The sequence below is a fragment of the Streptomyces sp. NPDC003456 genome (genome assembly GCF_042878735.1).
Lineage (GTDB): Bacteria > Actinomycetota > Actinomycetes > Streptomycetales > Streptomycetaceae > Streptomyces.
Genome location: NZ_JBIAOK010000004.1, coordinates 985,030 through 1,004,632, shown reverse-complemented (window position 1 = coordinate 1,004,632; position 19,603 = coordinate 985,030). Strand labels below are relative to the sequence as shown.

Here is a 19,603-nt window from a genome sequence, read left to right as displayed (position 1 = left end):
GCGGGCCCCAGGGCGGGTGCGCAGCGGTCCGCCGCCGGGTCCGCGCACCCCTCGGGGGCGCGGCGCCACCGCCTAGGATGACGTCCGAGTCACCGATCAGCCGATCACCCGCGCCCGCCCGCGCCCCGCGCCGGCAGGGACGCCGTTCCGGGAGGAACCCTTGACCGAGCACCTCGTCGATCCCCAGGCCCCGCGCGACCTCACGGCCTTCGTCGCCGGACTGCCCAAGGCCGAACTGCACGTGCACCACGTCGGCTCCGCCTCCCCCCGGATCGTGTCCGAACTGGCCGCCCGGCACCCCGACTCGAAGGTCCCGACCGACCCCGGTGCCCTGGCCGAGTACTTCACCTTCACCGACTTCGCCCACTTCATCGAGGTGTACCTGTCGGTCGTCGACCTGATCCGCACCCCGGAGGACGTCCGGCTGCTGACCTACGAGGTGGCGCGGGACCTGGCCCGGCAGCAGGTGCGGTACGCGGAGCTGACCATCACCCCGTTCTCCTCCACGCGCCGCGGGATCGACGAACGGGCCTTCATGGAGGCGATCGAGGACGCCCGCAAGGCGGCCGAGGCGGAGTTCGGGACCGTGCTGCGCTGGTGCTTCGACATCCCCGGCGAGGCGGGGCCGGCGGCCGCCGAGGAGACGACCCGGCTGGCGACCGACGACCGGCTGCGCCCGGAGGGCCTGGTCTCCTTCGGCCTGGGCGGCCCCGAGATCGGCGTGCCACGACCGCAGTTCAAGCCCTACTTCGACCGGGCGATCGCGGCCGGTCTGCACTCGGTGCCGCACGCGGGCGAGACCACCGGCCCGGAGACGGTGTGGGACGCGCTGACACACCTGCGCGCCGAGCGCATCGGCCATGGCACGAGTGCGGCCCGGGACCCGGAGCTGCTCGCCCACCTCGCCGAGCACCGCATCCCGCTGGAGGTGTGCCCGACCTCGAACATCGCCACCCGCGCGGTCGCCGCCCTCGACGAGCACCCCGTGAAGGAGTTCGTGCGGGCGGGCGTCGTCGTCACGGTGAACTCCGACGACCCGCCCATGTTCGGCACCGACCTCGACAACGAGTACGCGGTCGCCGCCCGGCTCCTCGACCTCGACGAGCGGGGCCTGGCAGAGCTCGCGAAGAACGCCGTCGAGGCGTCCTTCCTGGACGCGGCGGGCAAGGCCCGCATCACCGGCGAGATCGACACCTACACCGCGCAGTGGCTCACCCGGTGACGCCCGCACCGCTCGCCGTCGCGCACCGGGGGGACCCCTACCGGGTCCGCGAGAACACCGTCGCCTCCCTGCGCTCCGCGCTGGACAGCGGCGCCGACGCGGTGGAGATCGACGTACGGCTGACCCGGGACGGTGTGCCGGTGCTGCTGCACGACGCGACGCTGCAGCGGCTGTGGGGGCACGAACGGCCGCTGCACGCGCTGTCCGCCGACGAGGTGCGCGGACTGACCGGGGGCGGGGTGCCGGACCTGGCCGAGGCACTGGCCGCCACCGGCGGGCACCGGGTGATGATCGACCTGCCCGGATCCCCCGATGTGCGGGCGGTGCGCCGGATCATGGACGTCGTGCGGGAGTCGAGGGCGGCGGACCGGGTCTACTACTGCGCGGGCGCCGACGCGATGCTCGCCGTCCGCGCGGCCGACCCGGCGGCCGAGATCGCCCTGACGTGGACGACCCTCGCCCCGCCGCGGCCGGTCCTGCTGGACGCGATCCGCCCGCGCTGGCTCAACTACCGGTTCCCGCTGGTGAACCGCCCGCTCGCGGAGCGCGTGCACGCCGGCGGCCACCTGCTGTCCGTCTGGACCCCCGACACCCGCCGCTCGATGCGGCGGCTGCTGGAGGCGGGCGTGGACTCGATCACGACGAACCGCGTCGACGCGCTGCGCGCCGTACGCGACGGCGCGGTGACGCCGGGAGCCGGGCGCTGACGACCGAGGCAGGGAGGGACGACCGCCGCCCGCCGCGTCCCCGTCGCCGGTAGGACGGCCGCCCTTCCCGCCTCGCCGCCGGCAGGACGGCCGTCCCGGCTCCCCGCCGCCGCGCGCTCAGGACGCCGGCAGCGGGGCCGGGCGCGGTGTCAGGGCCTCCAGCCGCTTGATCTTCCGGCGTACGACGTACAGCGGGATCACCCCGAACACCCCGAAGGACAGGTCGATCACCGACCACCACAGGGGGATGCCGCGGACCGGGCCGCAGATCAGGGCCGGCGGGACGATGCCCGCGCAGGCGATCATCCCGAACGCGACGACCCAGACGTTGCGCACCGGGTCGCGGTAGGGCCCGTAGAAGGCGACCGCGATCACCAGGTGCGCGAAGGCCGGCCAGTCCGTGCCGTAGAGGAGGAACGGGTACTCCGCGTCGGCCTGCTCCAGGCCGGCCCGCACCCGCGCGATCCAGTCCGCCAGGCCGGGCAGGTGCTCCCCGTCCCGTCGCGGACCCCGGACGCACGAGCGGCCCCGGACGGTGACGAACCGTCCGGGGCCGCTGCGGCCTGCCCGCCCGACCTACGCGTCGAGCGAGGTCATGACGTGCTTGACGCGCGTGTAGTCGTCGAAGCCGTACGCGGAGAGGTCCTTGCCGTAGCCGGACTTCTTGAAGCCGCCGTGCGGCATCTCGGCGACCAGCGGGATGTGGGTGTTGATCCACACGCAGCCGAAGTCGAGCTTCTTCGACATCCGCATGGCCCGGCCGTGGTCCTTGGTCCACACCGAGGAGGCGAGGGCGTACTCGACGCCGTTGGCCCACTCGACGGCCTGGTCCTCGTCCCGGAAGGACTGCACGGTGATGACCGGGCCGAAGACCTCGTTCTGCACGATCTCGTCGTCCTGCCGCAGACCCGAGACGACGGTCGGCGCGTAGAAGTAGCCCTTGTCCCCGACGCGCTTGCCGCCGGCCTCCACGCGCGCGTGCGCGGGGAGCCGGTCGATGAAGCCCTCGACCTGCTTGAGCTGGTTGGGGTTGTTGAGCGGGCCGAACAGCACGTCCTCATCGTCCGGCTGTCCGGTCTTCGTCTCGGACGCCGCTTTGGCCAGGGCGGAGACGAACTCGTCGTGGATGGACTCGTGGACGAGCACGCGCGTGGCGGCGGTGCAGTCCTGGCCGGCGTTGAAGAAGCCGGCGACGGAGATGTCCTCGACGGCCTTGGCGATGTCGGTGTCCTCGAAGACCACGACCGGGGCCTTGCCGCCCAGCTCCAGGTGGACGCGCTTGACGTCCTTGGCGGCGGACTCGGCGACCTGGATGCCGGCGCGCACGGAGCCGGTGATGGAGGCCATGGCCGGGACCGGGTGCTCGACCATCATGCGGCCGGTCTCGCGGTCGCCGCAGATGACGTTGAAGACGCCCTTGGGGACGATCGAGCCGATGATGTCGGCGATCAGGACCGTGGAGGCCGGGGTGGTGTCGGAGGGCTTCAGCACGACCGTGTTGCCCGCGGCGAGGGCCGGGGCGAACTTCCACACGGCCATCATCATCGGGTAGTTCCACGGCGCGACCTGCGCGCAGACACCGACCGGCTCGCGGCGCACGATGGAGGTGAGGCCCTCCATGTACTCACCGGCCGAGCGGCCCTCCAGCATCCGCGCCGCGCCCGCGAAGAAGCGGATCTGGTCGACCATCGGAGGGATCTCCTCGGAGCGGGTGAGCCCGACGGGCTTGCCCGTGTTCTCCACCTCGGCCGCGATCAGCTCCTCGGCGCGCTCCTCGAAGGCGTCCGCGATCTTCAGCAGGGCCTTCTGGCGCTCGGCGGGCGTGGTGTCGCGCCAGCCGGGGAAGGCCTCGGCGGCCGCCGCCATCGCGGCGTCCACGTCGGCCTGCCCGGACAGCGGAGCGGTCGCGTACGCCTCGCCCGTCGCGGGATTGACCACCTCGGTGGTCCGTCCGTCGGCGGCGTCCCGGAACTCACCGCCGATGTAGTTGCGCAGACGACGCAGCTCGGTGCTCACTGCCGGCCCTCCAGTTCGGATGTCCATTACTTGAGACACCACCCTAGTCGGCCGCCCCACGTTTTCAACACCCCCGCTCCCGTCGTTCGTGCGGAATCCGCAGGACTCGGGGACTCAAACAACGGATTTCATCGATCTAGGCTTGCGGAAGTGTCGATACCTCGTGCACAGTGACCCCGTGGCCAGTCGAAGCGCAGACCAGAAGGGGTCGCGGGAGCACCGCGAGCCCTCCCGCGAGTCCAGGAACGGCAGCTCGCCGCAGCTGGACGCCGTCTCCCTCGCCATCATCGAGCAGCTCCAGGAGGACGGCCGCCGGCCGTACGCCGCCATCGGCAAGGCCGTCGGCCTGTCGGAGGCGGCCGTGCGCCAGCGCGTCCAGAAGCTGCTCGACCAGGGCGTGATGCAGATCGTCGCCGTCACGGACCCGCTCACCGTGGGCTTCCGCAGGCAGGCGATGGTCGGCGTCAACGTCGAGGGCGACGTGGAGGCGGTCGCGGACGCGCTGTCGGCCATGTCCGAGTGCGAGTACGTGGTGATGACCGCCGGGTCCTTCGACCTGATGGTGGAGATCGTCTGCGAGGACGACGACCACCTGCTGGACGTCATCAACAAGCGCATCCGGGCGGTGCCAGGAGTGCGCTCCACCGAGAGCTTCGTCTACCTCAAGCTCAAGAAGCAGACCTACATGTGGGGAACCCGATAATCGTGAGGACCCGATAGCCGTGAGCAAGGACCTCTCCCAGACCGCGTACGACCACCTGTGGATGCACTTCACGCGCATGTCGTCGTACGAGAAGGCCCCCGTCCCCACCATCGTCCGGGGCGAGGGCACGTACATCTACGACGACCAGGGCAAGCGCTACCTGGACGGCCTCGCCGGGCTGTTCGTGGTGCAGGCCGGGCACGGCCGTGTGGAACTCGCCGAGACCGCCTTCAAGCAGGCACAGGAGCTCGCGTTCTTCCCGGTGTGGTCCTACGCCCACCCCAAGGCCGTCGAGCTGGCCGAGCGCCTCGCCCACCACGCCCCGGGCGACCTGAACAAGGTCTTCTTCACCACCGGCGGCGGCGAGGCCGTCGAGACCGCCTGGAAGCTGGCCAAGCAGTACTTCAAGCTGGTCGGCAAGCCCACCAAGCACAAGGTGATCTCCCGCGCGGTGGCCTACCACGGCACCCCGCAGGGCGCCCTGTCCATCACCGGCCTGCCGGGCCTGAAGGCCCCGTTCGAGCCGCTGGTGCCGGGCGCGCACAAGGTGCCGAACACCAACATCTACCGCGCCCCGATCTTCGGCGACGACCCGGAGGCCTTCGGCCGCTGGGCCGCCGACCAGATCGAGCAGCAGATCCTCTTCGAGGGCCCGGACACCGTCGCCGCGGTCTTCCTGGAGCCCGTGCAGAACGCCGGCGGCTGCTTCCCGCCCCCGCCCGGCTACTTCCGGCGCGTGCGCGAGATCTGCGACCAGTACGACGTGCTGCTCGTCTCCGACGAGGTCATCTGCGCCTTCGGCCGCCTCGGCACCTACTTCGCCTGCGACAAGTTCGACTACGTGCCGGACATGATCACCTGCGCCAAGGGCATGACCTCGGGCTACTCCCCGATCGGCGCCTGCATCATCTCCGACCGCCTGGCCGAGCCGTTCTACAAGGGCGACAACACCTTCCTGCACGGCTACACCTTCGGCGGCCACCCGGTCTCCGCGGCCGTGGGCCTGGCCAACCTCGACCTGTTCGAGCGCGAGAACCTCAACCAGCACGTCCTGGACAACGAGGGCAACTTCCGCTCGACCCTGGAGAAGCTCCACGACCTGCCGATCGTCGGCGACGTCCGCGGCAACGGCTTCTTCTACGGCATCGAGCTCGTCAAGGACAAGGCCACCAAGGAGTCCTTCGACGCGGACGAGACCGAGCGCGTCCTGTACGGCTTCCTGTCCAAGAAGCTGTACGAGAACGGCCTGTACTGCCGGGCCGACGACCGCGGCGACCCGGTCGTGCAGCTCGCGCCGCCGCTGATCTCGGACCAGTCGACGTTCGACGAGATCGAGCAGATCCTGCGGGCCACGCTCTCGGAGGCCTGGACCAAGCTCTGATCCGTCGCTCCGATCGTCTGCCTGGATGATCAACACCGGCCCCGGTGCCGCCCGTTCGAGTGAGAAACGGCGGCCCGGGGCCGCGTGCTGTCCGGCGCCGAGCCGCCTTCTGCCTAGCGTGCCCAGTGACCGATCGGCCCTGCCTTCGTTCCCCCGCACGGGGGATGGCACGGGAACTACGGATCTGAACCGAGGTGTACGCCCATGGAGGCCCCGCCGGACAACGACGTGCTCTGGGCACGCGCCCTGCACTTCCAGCACGACGACGGCTCGCCCGCGCTCTGCGGCGTCTCGCTCGGCGTCCGCGAGGGCGAGATCCTCGCCGTCGGCGGCCCGCGCGGCAGCGGCAAGACCACGCTGCTGCGCTGCCTGTCCGGCCTGGTGCCCGTCCGGCGCGGCGAGGTCTGGTTCAACAGCGTGCCCGTGCACACCATGGGCCCCCTCACCCGCGAGCGGCTGCGCCGCGACCGTTTCGGCTGGATCGACCCCTCCCCCGCCCTGGTGCCGGAGCTGAACGCGTGGGAGAACACCGCCCTGCCGCTGATGCTGCGCGGGGTCGGCCGGCGCCGGGCCAAGACCGCCGCCATGGAGTGGCTGGAGCGGCTGGACATCGGCCACGGCGCCCGCAAGCGCCCGCACCAGCTGGTGCACGCCGAGCGCCAGCGGGTCTGCATCGCCCGCGCCCTCGCTCCCGCCCCCTCGGTCCTGTTCGCCGACGAGCCCACGGCCCCCCTGCACCGCGCCGACCGCGCCCACGTGCTGCGCACCCTGACCACGGCGGCCCGCTCGCACCGCATCACCGTGGTGCTGGCCACCCACGACCCGGACACCGCGGCACTCGCCGACCGCACCGTCTCCCTGCTCGACGGGCGGCGCGTCCAGACCGTGCACCTGCCGCCCATGGGCGAGAGTGCCGAGCCGGGAGGCCGGGCGGCGTGCTCGCTCTCCGTCTGACCCGCAGCGCCCACCCGGCCGTCCAGCTGCGCCGCCTCCTGGTCGCGGCCGCCTCGGCAGGCACGGGCTTCCTCCTGCTCTGCGCCCTGGGCCACGCGCTGGCCCACCCCGGCGACACCGGCGACTCGGTGATGCGCCTGGCCTGGTGCGCGGCCCCGCTGGCATCGACGGTGTACTTCGCGGTGGCCGTGGCCCGCACCGACCCCGGCACCCGGCCGCGCACCGGCCTCTCCGCGATCGGCTTCGGCCCGCTGCGCCTGATGGCCGTCTCCACCGCGACGACGGCCCTGTCGTGCACGCTCGGCTCGATGGTGGCGCTGCTGGTCTTCCTGCACCTGCGGGGCGACCTGTCGGGCATGCCCTTCGACGGCGCCGCCGCCGCACCCCTCGGCGGGAACCGGCCGCTGCCGCTGCCGGGCACCCTCACCCTGCTGGCGCTCGTGCCCGTCGCGGCCTCCGTGTCGGTGGCCCTGGCGCTGCGGCCACGCGAGACGCCCTCGCCCGAGGGCTCCCGTACGGCCCCGGCCTACGGGCGGTTCGGGGCGTACCGCCGCACCGCCACGCGCGAGACGTTCGGCGCCTACGGCCGCTTCGGCCGGCAGATCGTCCGGCCCACGCGCCCGCCCGCGCCGGGCTCCGCCGCGGCGAGCGGCCCGCCGGCCGCCCGGTCGGGCGAGCCGGCCGGCGCGGCGGCCGCCGCGAGCAACGGCGGCGGCGCGGTGAGCGCGCTGGCCGATCCCCCGCGGCCGCCCGGCCTCGCGGTCCCGGCCGGCGACCCCGGCGCGCAGGCACCGGCCCCGGCCGCGCCCGCCGCCGACGCCGCCCCGGCCCTCGACGCGGTCCTGCCGGGCCGTCCCGTCGCCGCGCGCCCTGCCACCGCCGCCCCGTCCGGCCTGCCCTGGGGCATCACCGTCCTGGCCGCGGGCCTGGCCGTGGAGACCTATTCGAGCCGCACCGCCCCGGCACCGCCCGACCTCACCTTCTCCGGCGCCTCCCCGGGCGTCCTGGCCGGCTGGGTGCTGGCCGCCGTGGGGCTGGCCCTGGCCGGGCCGGGCCTGACCCACCTGTGCGGACGCCTGCTCCAGGCGGTCCGCCCCGGGGCCCTGCGGCTGCTGGCCGGACGGATCCTCATGGCGGAGGCCGGCCGCATCGGCCGCCCCCTCGGCGTGGTGTGCGCGGTCGCGGCGGGCCTGTGGGCCATGGCGCTGCTGCACGGCCCGGACGGCCTGTCGCCCGGGCCGCTGACCGTCCTCGGCGTGGCCCTGGTGACCGGCTGCACGCTGGCCACGCTCCTGACGGCCGCGATCGAGGCACGGCAGGACCGGGCGGAGACCACCGCGGCCCTGCAGCGGCTGGGCGCCCCCGCCTCGACCCTGCGCAGCGCCGCCGCACTGCGCGCCGGAGCCCTGCTCGCGCTGTTCGGCCCGCTCACCCTGACGGTCGCCGAGCTGGCGGCCCTCCCGCTCGCGCGCTGACCGCCCGAGGCGCGCGGGCGGACACCCCGCGGAGAACGCGGGGAACAGGTAAGAGAAAAATCTCCGTGCGGCGATGAGTTCCGCACCGGTCCCCGGTCTATCCAGGCGTAACGACACACCGACTCCGCGGGGAGAGACTTCGCATGTACCAGCAGATGATCTTCGTGAACCTGTGCACCGCCGACCTCGGCGCCTCCAGGAAGTTCTTCACCGAGCTCGGCTACGCGATCAACGAGCAGTTCAGCGACGACTCGACCGCCTCCGTCGTCATCAGCGACACCATCGTGGTGATGGTGCACACCAAGGAGAAGTACGCCCAGTTCACCAAGAAGGAGATCGCCGACGCGACGAGGACCAGCGAGGTGCTCATCGCGCTGAGCGCCGAGAGCCGCGAGAAGGTCGACGACCTGGTCGGCAAGGCGGTCGCGGCGGGCGGTTCGGTCTCCGGCGAGACCCAGGACCACGGCTTCATGTACGGCCGGGCCTTCGACGACCCGGACGGCCACACCTTCGAGGTCGTGTGGATGGACCCGGCGGCCGTCCAGGGCTGAACAGGGCTGTGCCAGCATGGGCAGGGTGCAGACGATGCCCGCCCATGCGGCCCACCACGACGACCGTGAGATAGAGACCCTCGAGGAGTTCGACGCGACCGTCTCGGCGCGCGGCACCCTCGCGGGATACCGCGTCCAGGCCGTGGACCTGACGGACCGTACGCGCGAACTGCTCGCCACGGACACGGCCGGGGCCGTCTTCCTCGGCTGCGCGATGCGCGAGGACGCCGCCGCAAAGGTCCGCGGGGACGGCGCCCTGGTCTTCCCGCCGGTCCCGGGTCTGCCCTTCGATCCGTACCGCGGTCTGCTGTACTCCCCCGAGGAGCTGTTCGCGTCCCTGGAGGACGGCTACGAGGCCACGCCCGACGCCCTCGCCTACGCCTGGTTCCAGCGGACCAAGGCCGACCGGGACATCTACGCCTCGACGCTGCGCGCCGTCCACGACGACTCCGTGTCGGACGCCCTCGACGAACTCCTCGCCGGCGCCCGGGTGGTGGGCGTGATGGGCGGCCACGCGATGGGCCGGGGCACCGAGCAGTACGCGGGCGCCGCCCGGCTCGGCCGGGAGCTGGCCCGGGCCGGATTCACGGTCGCCACCGGCGGCGGGCCCGGCGCCATGGAGGCGGCCAACCTCGGCGCGTACGCCGCCCCGTTCGACGACGGGATGCTCACCGAGTCGCTCGAACTGCTCGCCAGGACACCGCACTTCACCCCGTCGGTCACCCAGTGGGCGGCGGCCGCCTTCGAGGTCCGCTCCCGCCGCCCGCGCGGCGGCCGCTCCGTCGGCATCCCGACGTGGTTCTACGGCCACGAGCCGCCGAACGCGTTCGCCTCTCACATCGCCAAGTACTTCGCCAACGCCACCCGGGAGGACGGGCTGCTGGCCCGCTGCACCGCGGGCGTGGTGTTCCTGCCCGGCGCGGCCGGGACCCTGCAGGAGATCTTCGACAACGCGACGCCCAACTACTACGAGTCGCGCGGCGAACCGACGCCGATGGTGCTGGTCGACCGCGACCACTGGACGCGCAGGCTGCCGGCCTGGCAGCTGCTGCGGACGCTGGCCGCGGGGCGTTCGATGGAGGCGCGGATCGCCCTGGTCGACCGGATCGAGGAGGCCCCGGAGGCGTTGAAACGTCTGGGCGGTTAATAAGGAGGCAAAACCGATCCCCGCGCGGGGCATATGCGTTGACACTTCTTATGAGGCGCTTATAGACCTGGGAGCCTCCCGGTGGTGCTGATGCGCAGTCAGTACCGCACACCACCCCCCTCTTTACGCACCCTGTGAAGGACAAACGTGGCAGTTCTGTCCGTATCCCGCCGTACGTCCCCGCGCCGCGCACGCCGCTCCGTGCGCGTCCTCGGTGTCGCCGCTGCCTCCGCGGCGCTCGCGTTCGGCGCCGCCGGCAACGCGCTGGCCTGCGACATCAGCGAGTTCTCGGCCGAGGCGAAGTGCGACGGCGCCAAGGGCGTCATCACCGTCACCGACGTCGACCCCGCCGGCATCCCGGCCACGGTCACCGTGTACCTGCAGAACAACGGCGCCGACGCGAAGAAGGTCGGCGAGCAGGTGGTCAAGGGCTCCCGCAAGGGCACCACCATCACCTTCGCCGAGAAGTGGAAGCCGAACGCCGAGTACCGCATCCACGTGAAGGCAGACTCCTACGTCGACGAGGACATCAAGCCCAACCTCGTGACCCCGGCCACGGCCTGCAAGAAGGAGGAGGGCAAGCCCCCGGCGACGACGCCGGCCACGACGCCGGCCACGCCGAGCCCGTCGGCCCCGTCGGCCTCCCCCTCCGAGCCGGCCGAGGAGTCGCAGGCCCCCGCTCCGAGCCCGTCGGAGAGCGGGAGCACCGCGCCCGCGGGCAACGCGCCCGCCCCGGCCGGTGAGTCCCACCTCGCCGAGACCGGCGCCGACTCCCACACCGGCCTCATCGCCGGCATCGCGGCGGCCCTGGTCGTCGTGGGCGGCGGCGCGGTGTTCCTCGGCATGCGCCGCCGGGCCAAGAGCGACAGCTGACGCCCGCACACCGCTGCGACGTGGCCCGTCCCCGGCCGGGGGCGGGCCACGTCCCGTGTCAGCCGAAGGTCGCCCGCTCCAGCCAGAACTCCAGCAGCCCCCGGTCGCCGAGAACCTCCACCTCGGGGGTGTCGAGCGGCAGTCGGCGGTAGAAGGCCAGCAGCACGGAGGTGAGGGGTCCGCGCAGGGCGACCGTGGCCCTCGCGCGGCCGCGGCGCCAGCGGAAACCGTCCTCGGTGAGTTCGATCAGCCACTCGGCGTCGACCTCGGGTCCGGTGTCGGTGGCGTGCAGTTGGATGCTGCGGCCCGGGCCGCGCAGTCCGGCCACCGGGTCGTCCCGGTCCGTCCGCTGCGCGTACCGGACGATCTGCAGCCACTCGTCGATCGCGTCGGCGGCCACGTCCGGCGCGACCTCGTAGGGCAGTGCGGCGGCGAGGGCCGCGTCCGCGCGGTGCACGGTGATCTCGTGCGTCATGCGGCGGGCCCAGAACCCACTGGTGTGGACACCCGCCCAGCCCCAGACCGCGGCGGCGGGCCCGGCCTCGCGCAGGGTGGCGACGAGCCGTTCGCCGCTCCGAGCCAGCCAGGCGTCCAGCGCGGGGACGTCCCCGGCCGCCTCGGGCCCGGCGATGCCCGGCACCTCCTCCTCGGGGACCTCGTGATCGGCCCGGGTGCGCACCAGCAGCTCCGCCCAGCGCAGGGCGCCCCCGGTGTGCCGCACCAGGTCCTCGAGCGACCAGGCGGGGCAGGTCGGCACGGGGGCGGACAGGTCGGCGCCCGAGGTCACCACCGACCTCAGCAGGCCGACCTGGTGGGCGATCTCGTCGCAGCAGCGGTCGTGCGGGAGTGGCGTCATCCCCGGCACCCTAGGCGCCGGCGTTCAGTCCAGCACCACGATTTCCGCCGCGTCGAACTCCACGCCGACCCGCTCCCCCACCGCGGGCGCCGCCCGCAGCGCACAGGCCGCCTCCAGCCGCGGGGCGTCCTCGGGCTGGAGGTGGACGGCGACATGCGTGCCCCGGAAGGTGCGGGCGGTCACCGCGCAGGGCAGGCCCGAGCCGGCGGGCACCAGCCGCACACCGGCGGGCCGCACCAGCAGGGTCCGGGTGCCCTGCGGGGCGTCCTGCGGCACCGGCACCTTGCCCCACGGCGTGTCCGCGGCCTCCGTGCCCACGGTGGCCTCCACCACGTTCTCGAAGCCGAGGAACCGGGCCACGAACGCGTCGGCCGGCCGCTGCCACACATCGAGCGGCGTACCGGACTGGGCGATCCGGCCGTCCCGCATGACCACGACCCGGTCGGCCAAGGCGAAGGCCTCCCCCTGGTCGTGCGTCACGGCGAGCACGGTCGTGCCCAGCCGGCCGAACAGCTCCCTGAGTTCGACGACGAGCCGCTCGCGCAGCGACCGGTCGAGCTGCCCCAGCGGCTCGTCCAGCATCAGCAGCCGGGGGTTCGGCGCCAGCGCCCGGGCCAACGCGACCCGTTGCTGCTCCCCGCCGGACAGCGCGGCGACGGCCCGGCGGGCCGCGCCCGGCAGCCCCACCAGATCGAGCAACTCCCGTACGCGCTCGGCCTGCTGCGCCTTCGACACCCCGTGCATCCGGAGGCCGAACGCCACGTTCCCGCCGACGTCCCGCTGCGGGAACAGCTGGTGGTCCTGGAACATCAGCCCGACACCCCGCCGGTGCGCGGGCACACCCGCCTGGTCGCGCCCCTCCAGCAGGATCCGCCCGGCGTCCAGCGGCTGCAGGCCCGCGACCGCCCTCAGCAGCGTCGACTTGCCGCTGCCGCTGGGCCCGAGCACGCACACCACCTCGTGCTCGGCGACCTCCAGGCCCACCGCGTCCAGCACGGCCCGCCCGCCGAACCGGACCGTCGCCTCCTGCAGAGCCAGCAGCATCAGAACTCCCCGGTCCGGTCGGTGCGCAGCCTCTCCAGCACGAGCAGGGCCACGGCGCACACCACCATCAGAATCGTCGAAAGGGCCATCGCCTGGCCGTAGTTGAGGTCACCGGGCCGGCCCAGCAGGCGCGCCACCGCCACGGGCAGGGTCGGGTTGTCGGGCCGCGCGATGAACACCGTCGCCCCGAACTCCCCGAGGGAGACGGCGAAGGCGAACCCGGCCGCGATCAGCAGCGCCCGCCGCACCATCGGCAGGTCCACCTCCCGCCAGACCCGCCACGGCGAGGCCCCCAGCACCGAGGCCGCCTCCCGCAGCCGCACGTCCACCGCGCGCAGCACCGGCAGCATGGTGCGCACCACGAACGGCACCCCGACCAGCGCCTGCGCGAGCGGCACCAGGATCCACGAGGACCGCAGGTCCAGCGGCGGCTCGTCCAGGGAGATCAGGAACCCGAAGCCGACGGTCACCGCGGACACCCCGAGCGGCAGCATCAGCAGCGCGTCGAAACCGCGCACGAACCGCCCGGCGTCCCGGCGGGTGAGCGCGACGGCGGCCAGCGAACCGACCAGCACGGCGATGGCGGTGGCGGCGACGGCGTACGACAGGGAGTTGCCGACCGCCTCGATCGGCGGGACCAGGAACATGCCGCCGTCCTGGCGGGTCAGCGCCCGGTAGTAGCCGAACCCGGGGGCGTCCAGGGAGCGCTGCACCAGCACGGCCAGCGGCAGCACGATCAGCACGGCGACGGTGGCGAGCACCGCGCCCAGCAGCGACCACTGACCGGCGCCGCGCGGCCGGCGCGCGGTCACCGCCGCGTCCACGAGCCGCAGGGCCGTCTCCCGCCGCCGCACGGTCCAGGCGTGCAGGGCGAGGATCGCGCCCACCGCGGCGAACTGGATCAGGGTCAGCACGGCCGCCGTGGACAGGTCGAAGATCTCCGACGTCTGCCGGTAGATCTCCACCTCCAGGGTCGAGAAGGTGGGCCCGCCGAGGATCTGGACGACGCCGAAGGAGGTGAAGGTGAACAGGAAGACCATCAGCGCGGCAGCGGCCACGGCCGGGCCGAGGGCGGGCAGGGTCACCTTCCGCCAGGCCGCCGACGGAGAGGCGCCGAGCATCCGCGCGGCCTCCTCCTGCCGGGGATCGAGCTGTGCCCAGAGCCCGCCCACGGTCCGGACCACGACGGCGTAGTTGAAGAACACGTGGGCGAGCAGGATCGCCCACACGGTGGTGTCCAGCCGGACGCCCCACGCCTCGTCGAGCAGCCCGCCGCGCCCGGCCAGGGCCAGGAACGCCGTGCCGACGACGACCGTCGGCAGCACGAACGGGACGGTGACCACCGCCCGCAGCACCTGCTTGCCCGGGAAGTCGAAGCGCGCGAAGACGTACGCGCCGGGGAGCGCGATCAGCAGCGTCAGCGCCGTGGAGACCAGCGCCTGCCAGGTGGTGAACCACAGCACGTGCCGCACGTCGGACTGCCCCAGCACCTCCCCGATCCGCCCGGGGTGCCAGGCCCCGTCGGCCCGCAGACCGCGCGCGACGATCGCGGCGACGGGGTAGGCGAAGAAGACCGCGAAGAACGCGACGGGCACGGCCAGCAGACCGAACCGCGCCGCCGCGCCCCGCCTGCGGGCGGCTACTTCAGTACGAGCGAGGTCCACGACTTGACCCACTGGTCGCGGTGCTCGGCGATCTTCGCCGGGTCCATGGTCTGCGGGTCCTTCGCCTGCGGCCCGAACTTCGCGAACTCCGGCGGCACCTGGGCGTCCTCGCGCACCGGGTAGACGAACATGTTCAGCGGCATGTCCTCCTGGAACCGCTTGCCCACGAGGAAGTCGAGGAGCGCCTTGCCGCCCTCGGTGTTCCGGGCGTTGCTGAGCAGTCCCGCGTACTCGACCTGCCGGAAGCAGGTGCCCTCGGCGACGCCGGTGGGGGCGGTGTCCGGCCTGGGGTCGGCGAAGACGACCTCGGCGGGCGGGGAGGAGGCGTAGGAGACGACGAGCGGCCGGTCGCCCTTGGCCTTCTTCCCGCCGGCCGAACCGGAGAACTCCTCGTTGTAGGCCTGCTCCCAGCCGTCGACGACCTTGACGCCGTTGGCCTTGAGCTTCTTCCAGTAGCTCTCCCAGCCCTGGTCGCCGTACTTCGCCGCGGTGCCGAGCAGGAAGCCGAGACCGGGCGAGGACGAGGAGGCGTTCTCGGTGACCAGCAGGTCCTTGTACCGGGGGTCCGTCAGGTCGTCGAGGGTCCGCGGCGGCTGGAGCTTGCGGTCGGCGAAGTACTTCTTGTCGTAGTTGACGCACACGTCACCGGTGTCGACGGGTGTCACCCGGTGCTTGTCCTGGTCGGCGCGGTACTCGGCCTTGACGCGGTCCGAGCCCTTCGGCTCGTACGGCTGGAACAGGCCGTTGTCGAGGGCGCGGGAGAGCAGGGTGTTGTCGACGCCGAAGAAGACGTCGCCCTGCGGGTTGTCCTTGGTGAGGATCGCCTTGTTGACGGCCTGCCCGGCGTCGCCGTCCTCCAGGACCCTGACCTTGTAGCCCGACTCCTTCTCGAAGGCCGCGACGACCTCCTTGGAGGCGGCCCACGAGTCGTGGCTGACGAGCGTGACGGTCTTGGAGTCGCCCGACCCCTGACCGGCGTCGGACGACCCGCACGCCGCGAGCGTGCCGGCCAGGCTCAGCCCGACGACCGCGGCCGTCAGGCGCTGTGCGTTGATGCTCACTGGATTCCTCCTGGAGTGACCAGGAGAAGACGCGGCCCTGCCCGGGACTTCCGTGGTCCCGGGCAGGGCGCAACAGCTCGAGTGGTGACCGATCTCCCTACCCAGAATGACCTGGGCCAGGTTCGGAGGGTCTGCGGCCGTGCCGCACTCTCAGCGCTGTGGCGCTCCCCTGTCGGAATATGCAGATGTGGATACGGCGATCAGACTACCGTTCGGTGGCCGCGAGCTGACCACACGCCCCGTCGATCTCCTGACCACGGGTGTCCCGGATCGTCACCGGCACACCGTGGGCGGCGATGGCCTCCACGAACGCCTTCTCGTCCTCGGGCCGGGAGGCCGTCCACTTGGAGCCGGGCGTCGGGTTCAGCGGGATCAGGTTGACGTGCACCGGCTTGCCCCTGAGGAGCCGGCCGAGCCGGTCACCGCGCCAGGCCTGGTCGTTGATGTCGCGGATCAGCGCGTACTCGATGGACAGCCGCCGACCGGACTTGGCGCTGTACTCGAACCCGGCGTCCAGCACCTCGCGCACCTTCCACCGGGTGTTGACCGGCACGAGGGTGTCGCGCAGTTCGTCGTCGGGGGCGTGCAGGGAGATCGCCAGCCGGCACTTGAAGCCCTCGTCGGCGAAGCGGTGGATGGCCGGGACGAGACCGACGGTGGAGACGGTGATGCCGCGCTGCGACAGCCCGAGCCCGTCCGGCTCGGGGTCGGTGAGGCGGCGGACGGCCCCGACGACCCGGTTGTAGTTCGCGAGCGGCTCGCCCATGCCCATGAAGACGATGTTGCTGAGGCGCGCGGGTCCGCCGGGGACCTCGCCGTCGCGCAGGGCCCGCATGCCGTCGACGATCTGGTGCACGATCTCGGCGGTGGAGAGGTTCCGGTCGAGACCGGCCTGCCCGGTGGCGCAGAACGGGCAGTTCATGCCGCACCCGGCCTGCGAGCTGATGCACATGGTCACCCGGTCCGGGTAGCGCATCAGCACGGACTCGACGAGCGTCCCGTCGAACAGCCGCCACAGGGTCTTGCGGGTGGTGCCCTGGTCGGTGGACAGGTGCCGCACGACCGTCATCAGCTCGGGCAGCAGGGCCTCCTGCAGCCGCGTGCGGCTGCCGGCGGGGATGTCGGTCCACTGCTCCGGGTCGTGCGCGTACCGCGCGAAGTAGTGCTGCGAGAGCTGCTTGGCGCGAAACGGCTTCTCCCCGACCGCGGCGACGGCCTCCTTGCGCTCGGCAGGAGTGAGATCGGCAAGATGCCGCGGCGGCTTCTTGGCTCCGCGGGGGGCGACGAAAGTGAGTTCTCCGGGTGCAGGCATAACCCATCCAGTGTGGCAGATCATCGCCGGGAGCCCAGGCCGGAGCGGGGTGGGGGTGGTCACCTGTGGGTGCCGACTGTCGGCGTTGGTCGGCCTCGGACGGCCCAGGGACGGCCCAGGGGGCACGGTTTCGTCAACACGACGAAATAGCTCCACGCCCCTGAGCGGTGATCACAACGAATCAGCCCCCATGAGTGCTGTCTGATAGCTCTGCGCGACGTTGTCACACGGTTGGACACTCAGCGTTGCTACCTACTGCAGCGACCAAAGCTGCGCGGGGGACGCAGTTGACGTCTGGCTCCAGCGGGCAATTACGGATCCATCAGCTGCCATCAGGAATTAGCGCTAGGCGCTCTTCCTTCTCCCACGAGCGGAGCACGGCATACATTTGCGTTGTAGCGAAACACTGCGAGTCGAAACTAAGGCGGAGCATCTTTTCGATAACTTCCCTGCCGTGCGTTGTTGAACGTCGACGAATGGCAGCATCAAAGTCGAGCAGTGAAGTCAGATCGTGCCCACAGGAGATTTCTGTATCCGGTGACTCAGCGCTCGCTAGAGCAATTGAAAGTAGCGTATTTGAATCGAGGTCTCTATCCGCTATCAACTCCTCTACACATGATTCAAGGTTGAACGTCCCATCTCTTTCAATGAACTCGCCAGCATTGAGTGACTTGAAGCCGATCTTTCCTCCATTTTGGACACTCCAGAGGCGCAACTTCCCTATGAGCGACGAGTGCCCGAGGAGTCTCTCCCTAGTTCGCTGTATTTCCCTGTCATCCGCCTCGCGTTCATACAGCTCTGCATAGAAATGACCGAAAGCTGGCGATGCGCAGATCATGACCTCAGTGTCATGATGATCGACTGGGAACACGTTCTTCGTTACTGGACTCCCCAGAAGGCGATCAAAGTCCGCATCGCAGATCCCTAGCACTCCGGTGATTCCGCGGCTCGTCACCAGTCCCATAGCCGCGAGCAGATGAGACTTGCCCTTACAGTGAATAACTCTCGCTTGCGGCGAGGGGATGAAAAGTCTTCGAAAGAGGCGAGTATCCGTCGCTCCTTCCACCAGAACGATGGGTCCTGTCATTCCAGAACGGAGCATGCCAACTTCATTAGCGATGCGCACCGGATTACTCTGATGCTGCTGCAGAGCCATCTACTCACCGTCACTAAGCTCGACCGTCAGATCCCAGCGATCATTGATGATCGAAGGGCTATGAGTGGCGACCAAGAACTTGAGTCTGGCTAGCTCTGCAATTTTTAGCAGATCCGGGATGAAGTCATTCTGCCAGGACACATGCAGGGAAAGTTCTGGCTCGTCAATAAGCACCAGCGTTCCAACCTGCTCCCTAAAGAGGAGGCCATAAGTCAGGACGAGCTCTTGTTGCTCACCCGAGCTTAGCGACTCAAGGCTAAGCGGGTGCCCCTGGGTTGAGACGACGCGAAACCCCTGCTCGCGGTCCACGAAAAGGCGCTTGCGGCGAAACTTTGCGTTAATTACCTGCAGGAAGAGCTCGATCTTCTCTGCAATCTCGTCAAGCTGAGACAGCTTGTTCCGAACATCCGCCAGGTACAGGTTCAATACGCGCAGCTCTCCATCATCCAACTCCCTCTGCGGCAACTGTAGTTCTGCATCTCGATCCAGAAGGCCGGATTCTACGTATCGAATCCGCCTATCTGCCTCCTCATTGTAGCGCTTTCTAATCGAATCTTCCCCAGGAGTCTCAATATGGATAGCCGGGTCGAGCAGTCGCGCAGGGAAGGTACTATCAAGCTTCTGCGAGTAATTACTATACTCCGCCAGACTTTGTTGAATACGCATTGACAGGTCTCGCGCAAAAGTGCGTACCGTGGGAGTTGTTTGTGCCTCTCGAGGCTGCCGGAACCTCCCAGGCTTATCGTTAGCTCCGCTCGTCAGGCGCTCAGTGCGGATGAAGAATACAGGGAAATGTGCTGTCAGTGAACGCAACCATTCGGGGATCTTTGCGCGTGACGGCGTGCCAGCATACTGGCTAAGTCGATCGCCGTATCGATCAACTACCCCCATCAGGTCTAGCGCTTCCCCAGCTGTCATGTCGAACCATTCATTGGCTCCCGTTCGATTCAGCTCGGGAATGATGTCTTCGACGAGGTCTCTCGGAATTCCGAGGTCGGCCGCAGTATGCCCCAAGGTCCAAGGCGGATGGACCACACGATCGTCATCCCCGAGCAAGCGGAAGTCCAGAGATGCCTTTGCCTCTACTCCCCCACTTCTTCGCGAAACAACCAGCGTTTGGCCATTCGAAAACTTCGCATGCAGCCTAGAGAAGTGGACCGAGCGTAGCAGTGTAAATCTTCGATTCGAGAGAGAGTCGATTATCTTCAACACTGTCGTCTTGCCCACTCCGTTCGCACCATGAAGGAGAGTCAATCCGTCAATCGTGTTGAACTGAATAACATGCGTAAATTCATCGAAGAGGTCTTCGATGCGCAGCTCGTACAGGTCCATACACCGAGGGTAGCCGTTGAGGACCATGGCCAGGGCGATTTCGCCTCAGGTCAGCCCTGGCGCTTCAGCCGGTTGGCAGCGGACGTCAGCAGCTTCAACACTGCCGTGGGTTGAGTCTGCCGAACGTCCAGGTCGGCGGAGCGGCTTTG

Annotated in this window: 17 protein-coding genes, 1 pseudogene and 1 riboswitch; of the genes and pseudogenes, 9 read left to right on the top strand and 9 right to left on the bottom strand. The window is 70.4% G+C overall.

Translation table 11 applies throughout. The features are described from left to right. Positions 1–103 precede the first annotated feature (103 nt). Both ACFYWG_RS20735 and ACFYWG_RS20730 read left to right on the top strand, forming a co-directional pair. A complete protein-coding gene (locus tag ACFYWG_RS20735; RefSeq protein ID WP_385420826.1) occupies positions 104–1,222 on the top strand; it encodes an adenosine deaminase in 1,119 nt (372 codons plus the stop codon). Further along, positions 1,219–1,929: a glycerophosphodiester phosphodiesterase gene (locus ACFYWG_RS20730; RefSeq protein ID WP_383510126.1), complete on the top strand. Its 711-nt coding sequence runs from the start codon at positions 1,219–1,221 to the stop codon at positions 1,927–1,929. Before ACFYWG_RS20735 ends, ACFYWG_RS20730 begins: the two co-directional genes overlap by 4 nt. A 117-nt stretch (positions 1,930–2,046) precedes the next feature. On the opposite strand, the pseudogene ACFYWG_RS20725 reads toward ACFYWG_RS20730, so the two are convergent. Beyond that, positions 2,047–2,421 (bottom strand): annotated as a pseudogene (locus tag ACFYWG_RS20725) (hypothetical protein); the annotation flags it as partial. Positions 2,422–2,505: 84 nt separating this feature from the next. Then, a complete protein-coding gene (locus tag ACFYWG_RS20720; RefSeq protein ID WP_376334651.1) occupies positions 2,506–3,945 on the bottom strand; it encodes a gamma-aminobutyraldehyde dehydrogenase in 1,440 nt (479 codons plus the stop codon). 163 nt (positions 3,946–4,108) lie between these two features. Here ACFYWG_RS20720 and ACFYWG_RS20715 point away from each other — a divergent pair, with 163 nt between their 5' ends. The 7 genes from ACFYWG_RS20715 to ACFYWG_RS20685 all read left to right on the top strand — a co-directional run bounded on the left by ACFYWG_RS20715 (position 4,109) and on the right by ACFYWG_RS20685 (position 11,029). Then, positions 4,109–4,648: an Lrp/AsnC family transcriptional regulator gene (locus ACFYWG_RS20715; protein WP_333937219.1), complete on the top strand. Its 540-nt coding sequence runs from the start codon at positions 4,109–4,111 to the stop codon at positions 4,646–4,648. Positions 4,649–4,667: 19 nt separating this feature from the next. Then, positions 4,668–6,029, top strand: a complete 1,362-nt coding sequence (locus tag ACFYWG_RS20710; RefSeq protein ID WP_376334653.1) for an aspartate aminotransferase family protein — start codon at positions 4,668–4,670, stop codon at positions 6,027–6,029. Positions 6,030–6,233: 204 nt separating this feature from the next. Beyond that, positions 6,234–6,983 (top strand): ABC transporter ATP-binding protein, encoded by a 750-nt coding sequence (locus ACFYWG_RS20705; RefSeq protein ID WP_389202661.1) that lies wholly within the window; start codon positions 6,234–6,236, stop codon positions 6,981–6,983. After that, positions 6,965–8,458, top strand: a complete 1,494-nt coding sequence (locus ACFYWG_RS20700) for a hypothetical protein (protein WP_389202659.1) — start codon at positions 6,965–6,967, stop codon at positions 8,456–8,458. The genes ACFYWG_RS20705 and ACFYWG_RS20700 overlap by 19 nt, the downstream gene beginning before the upstream one ends. A 143-nt stretch (positions 8,459–8,601) precedes the next feature. Beyond that, a complete protein-coding gene (locus ACFYWG_RS20695) occupies positions 8,602–9,009 on the top strand; it encodes a VOC family protein (protein WP_376332099.1) in 408 nt (135 codons plus the stop codon). 25 nt (positions 9,010–9,034) lie between these two features. After that, complete coding sequence (locus ACFYWG_RS20690; RefSeq protein ID WP_389202657.1) at positions 9,035–10,156, top strand: LOG family protein; 1,122 nt, start codon at positions 9,035–9,037, stop codon at positions 10,154–10,156. A gap of 156 nt (positions 10,157–10,312) precedes the next feature. Next, entirely contained in the window at positions 10,313–11,029 is a 717-nt protein-coding gene (locus ACFYWG_RS20685) for an LAETG motif-containing sortase-dependent surface protein (RefSeq protein ID WP_389202795.1), read from the top strand. A 58-nt stretch (positions 11,030–11,087) separates the two neighbouring features. Here the strand turns inward: ACFYWG_RS20685 and ACFYWG_RS20680 are convergent, their stop codons facing one another. The 7 genes from ACFYWG_RS20680 to ACFYWG_RS20650 form a co-directional block, all read right to left on the bottom strand. Beyond that, a complete protein-coding gene (locus tag ACFYWG_RS20680; protein ID WP_389202655.1) occupies positions 11,088–11,885 on the bottom strand; it encodes a maleylpyruvate isomerase family mycothiol-dependent enzyme in 798 nt (265 codons plus the stop codon). A gap of 24 nt (positions 11,886–11,909) precedes the next feature. Next, positions 11,910–12,929, bottom strand: coding sequence for an ABC transporter ATP-binding protein (locus tag ACFYWG_RS20675; protein WP_389202652.1), 1,020 nt, complete (start codon positions 12,927–12,929; stop codon positions 11,910–11,912). After that, entirely contained in the window at positions 12,929–14,593 is a 1,665-nt protein-coding gene (locus tag ACFYWG_RS20670; RefSeq protein WP_389202650.1) for an ABC transporter permease, read from the bottom strand. Before ACFYWG_RS20670 ends, ACFYWG_RS20675 begins: the two co-directional genes overlap by 1 nt. Further along, positions 14,569–15,654: a thiamine ABC transporter substrate binding subunit gene (locus tag ACFYWG_RS20665; RefSeq protein WP_383506195.1), complete on the bottom strand. Its 1,086-nt coding sequence runs from the start codon at positions 15,652–15,654 to the stop codon at positions 14,569–14,571. The genes ACFYWG_RS20670 and ACFYWG_RS20665 overlap by 25 nt, the downstream gene beginning before the upstream one ends. Positions 15,655–15,730: 76 nt before the next feature. Then, positions 15,731–15,835: riboswitch (TPP riboswitch) on the bottom strand. A 24-nt stretch (positions 15,836–15,859) separates the two neighbouring features. Continuing rightward, complete coding sequence (gene rlmN / locus ACFYWG_RS20660) at positions 15,860–16,966, bottom strand: 23S rRNA (adenine(2503)-C(2))-methyltransferase RlmN (protein WP_376332089.1); 1,107 nt, start codon at positions 16,964–16,966, stop codon at positions 15,860–15,862. A gap of 322 nt (positions 16,967–17,288) precedes the next feature. After that, on the bottom strand, positions 17,289–18,122 hold the full coding sequence (locus ACFYWG_RS20655) for a DUF4435 domain-containing protein (RefSeq protein ID WP_389202647.1): 834 nt from the start codon (positions 18,120–18,122) through the stop codon (positions 17,289–17,291). Further along, positions 18,123–19,454 (bottom strand): AAA family ATPase, encoded by a 1,332-nt coding sequence (locus ACFYWG_RS20650; RefSeq protein ID WP_389202645.1) that lies wholly within the window; start codon positions 19,452–19,454, stop codon positions 18,123–18,125. Positions 19,455–19,603 lie beyond the last annotated feature (149 nt).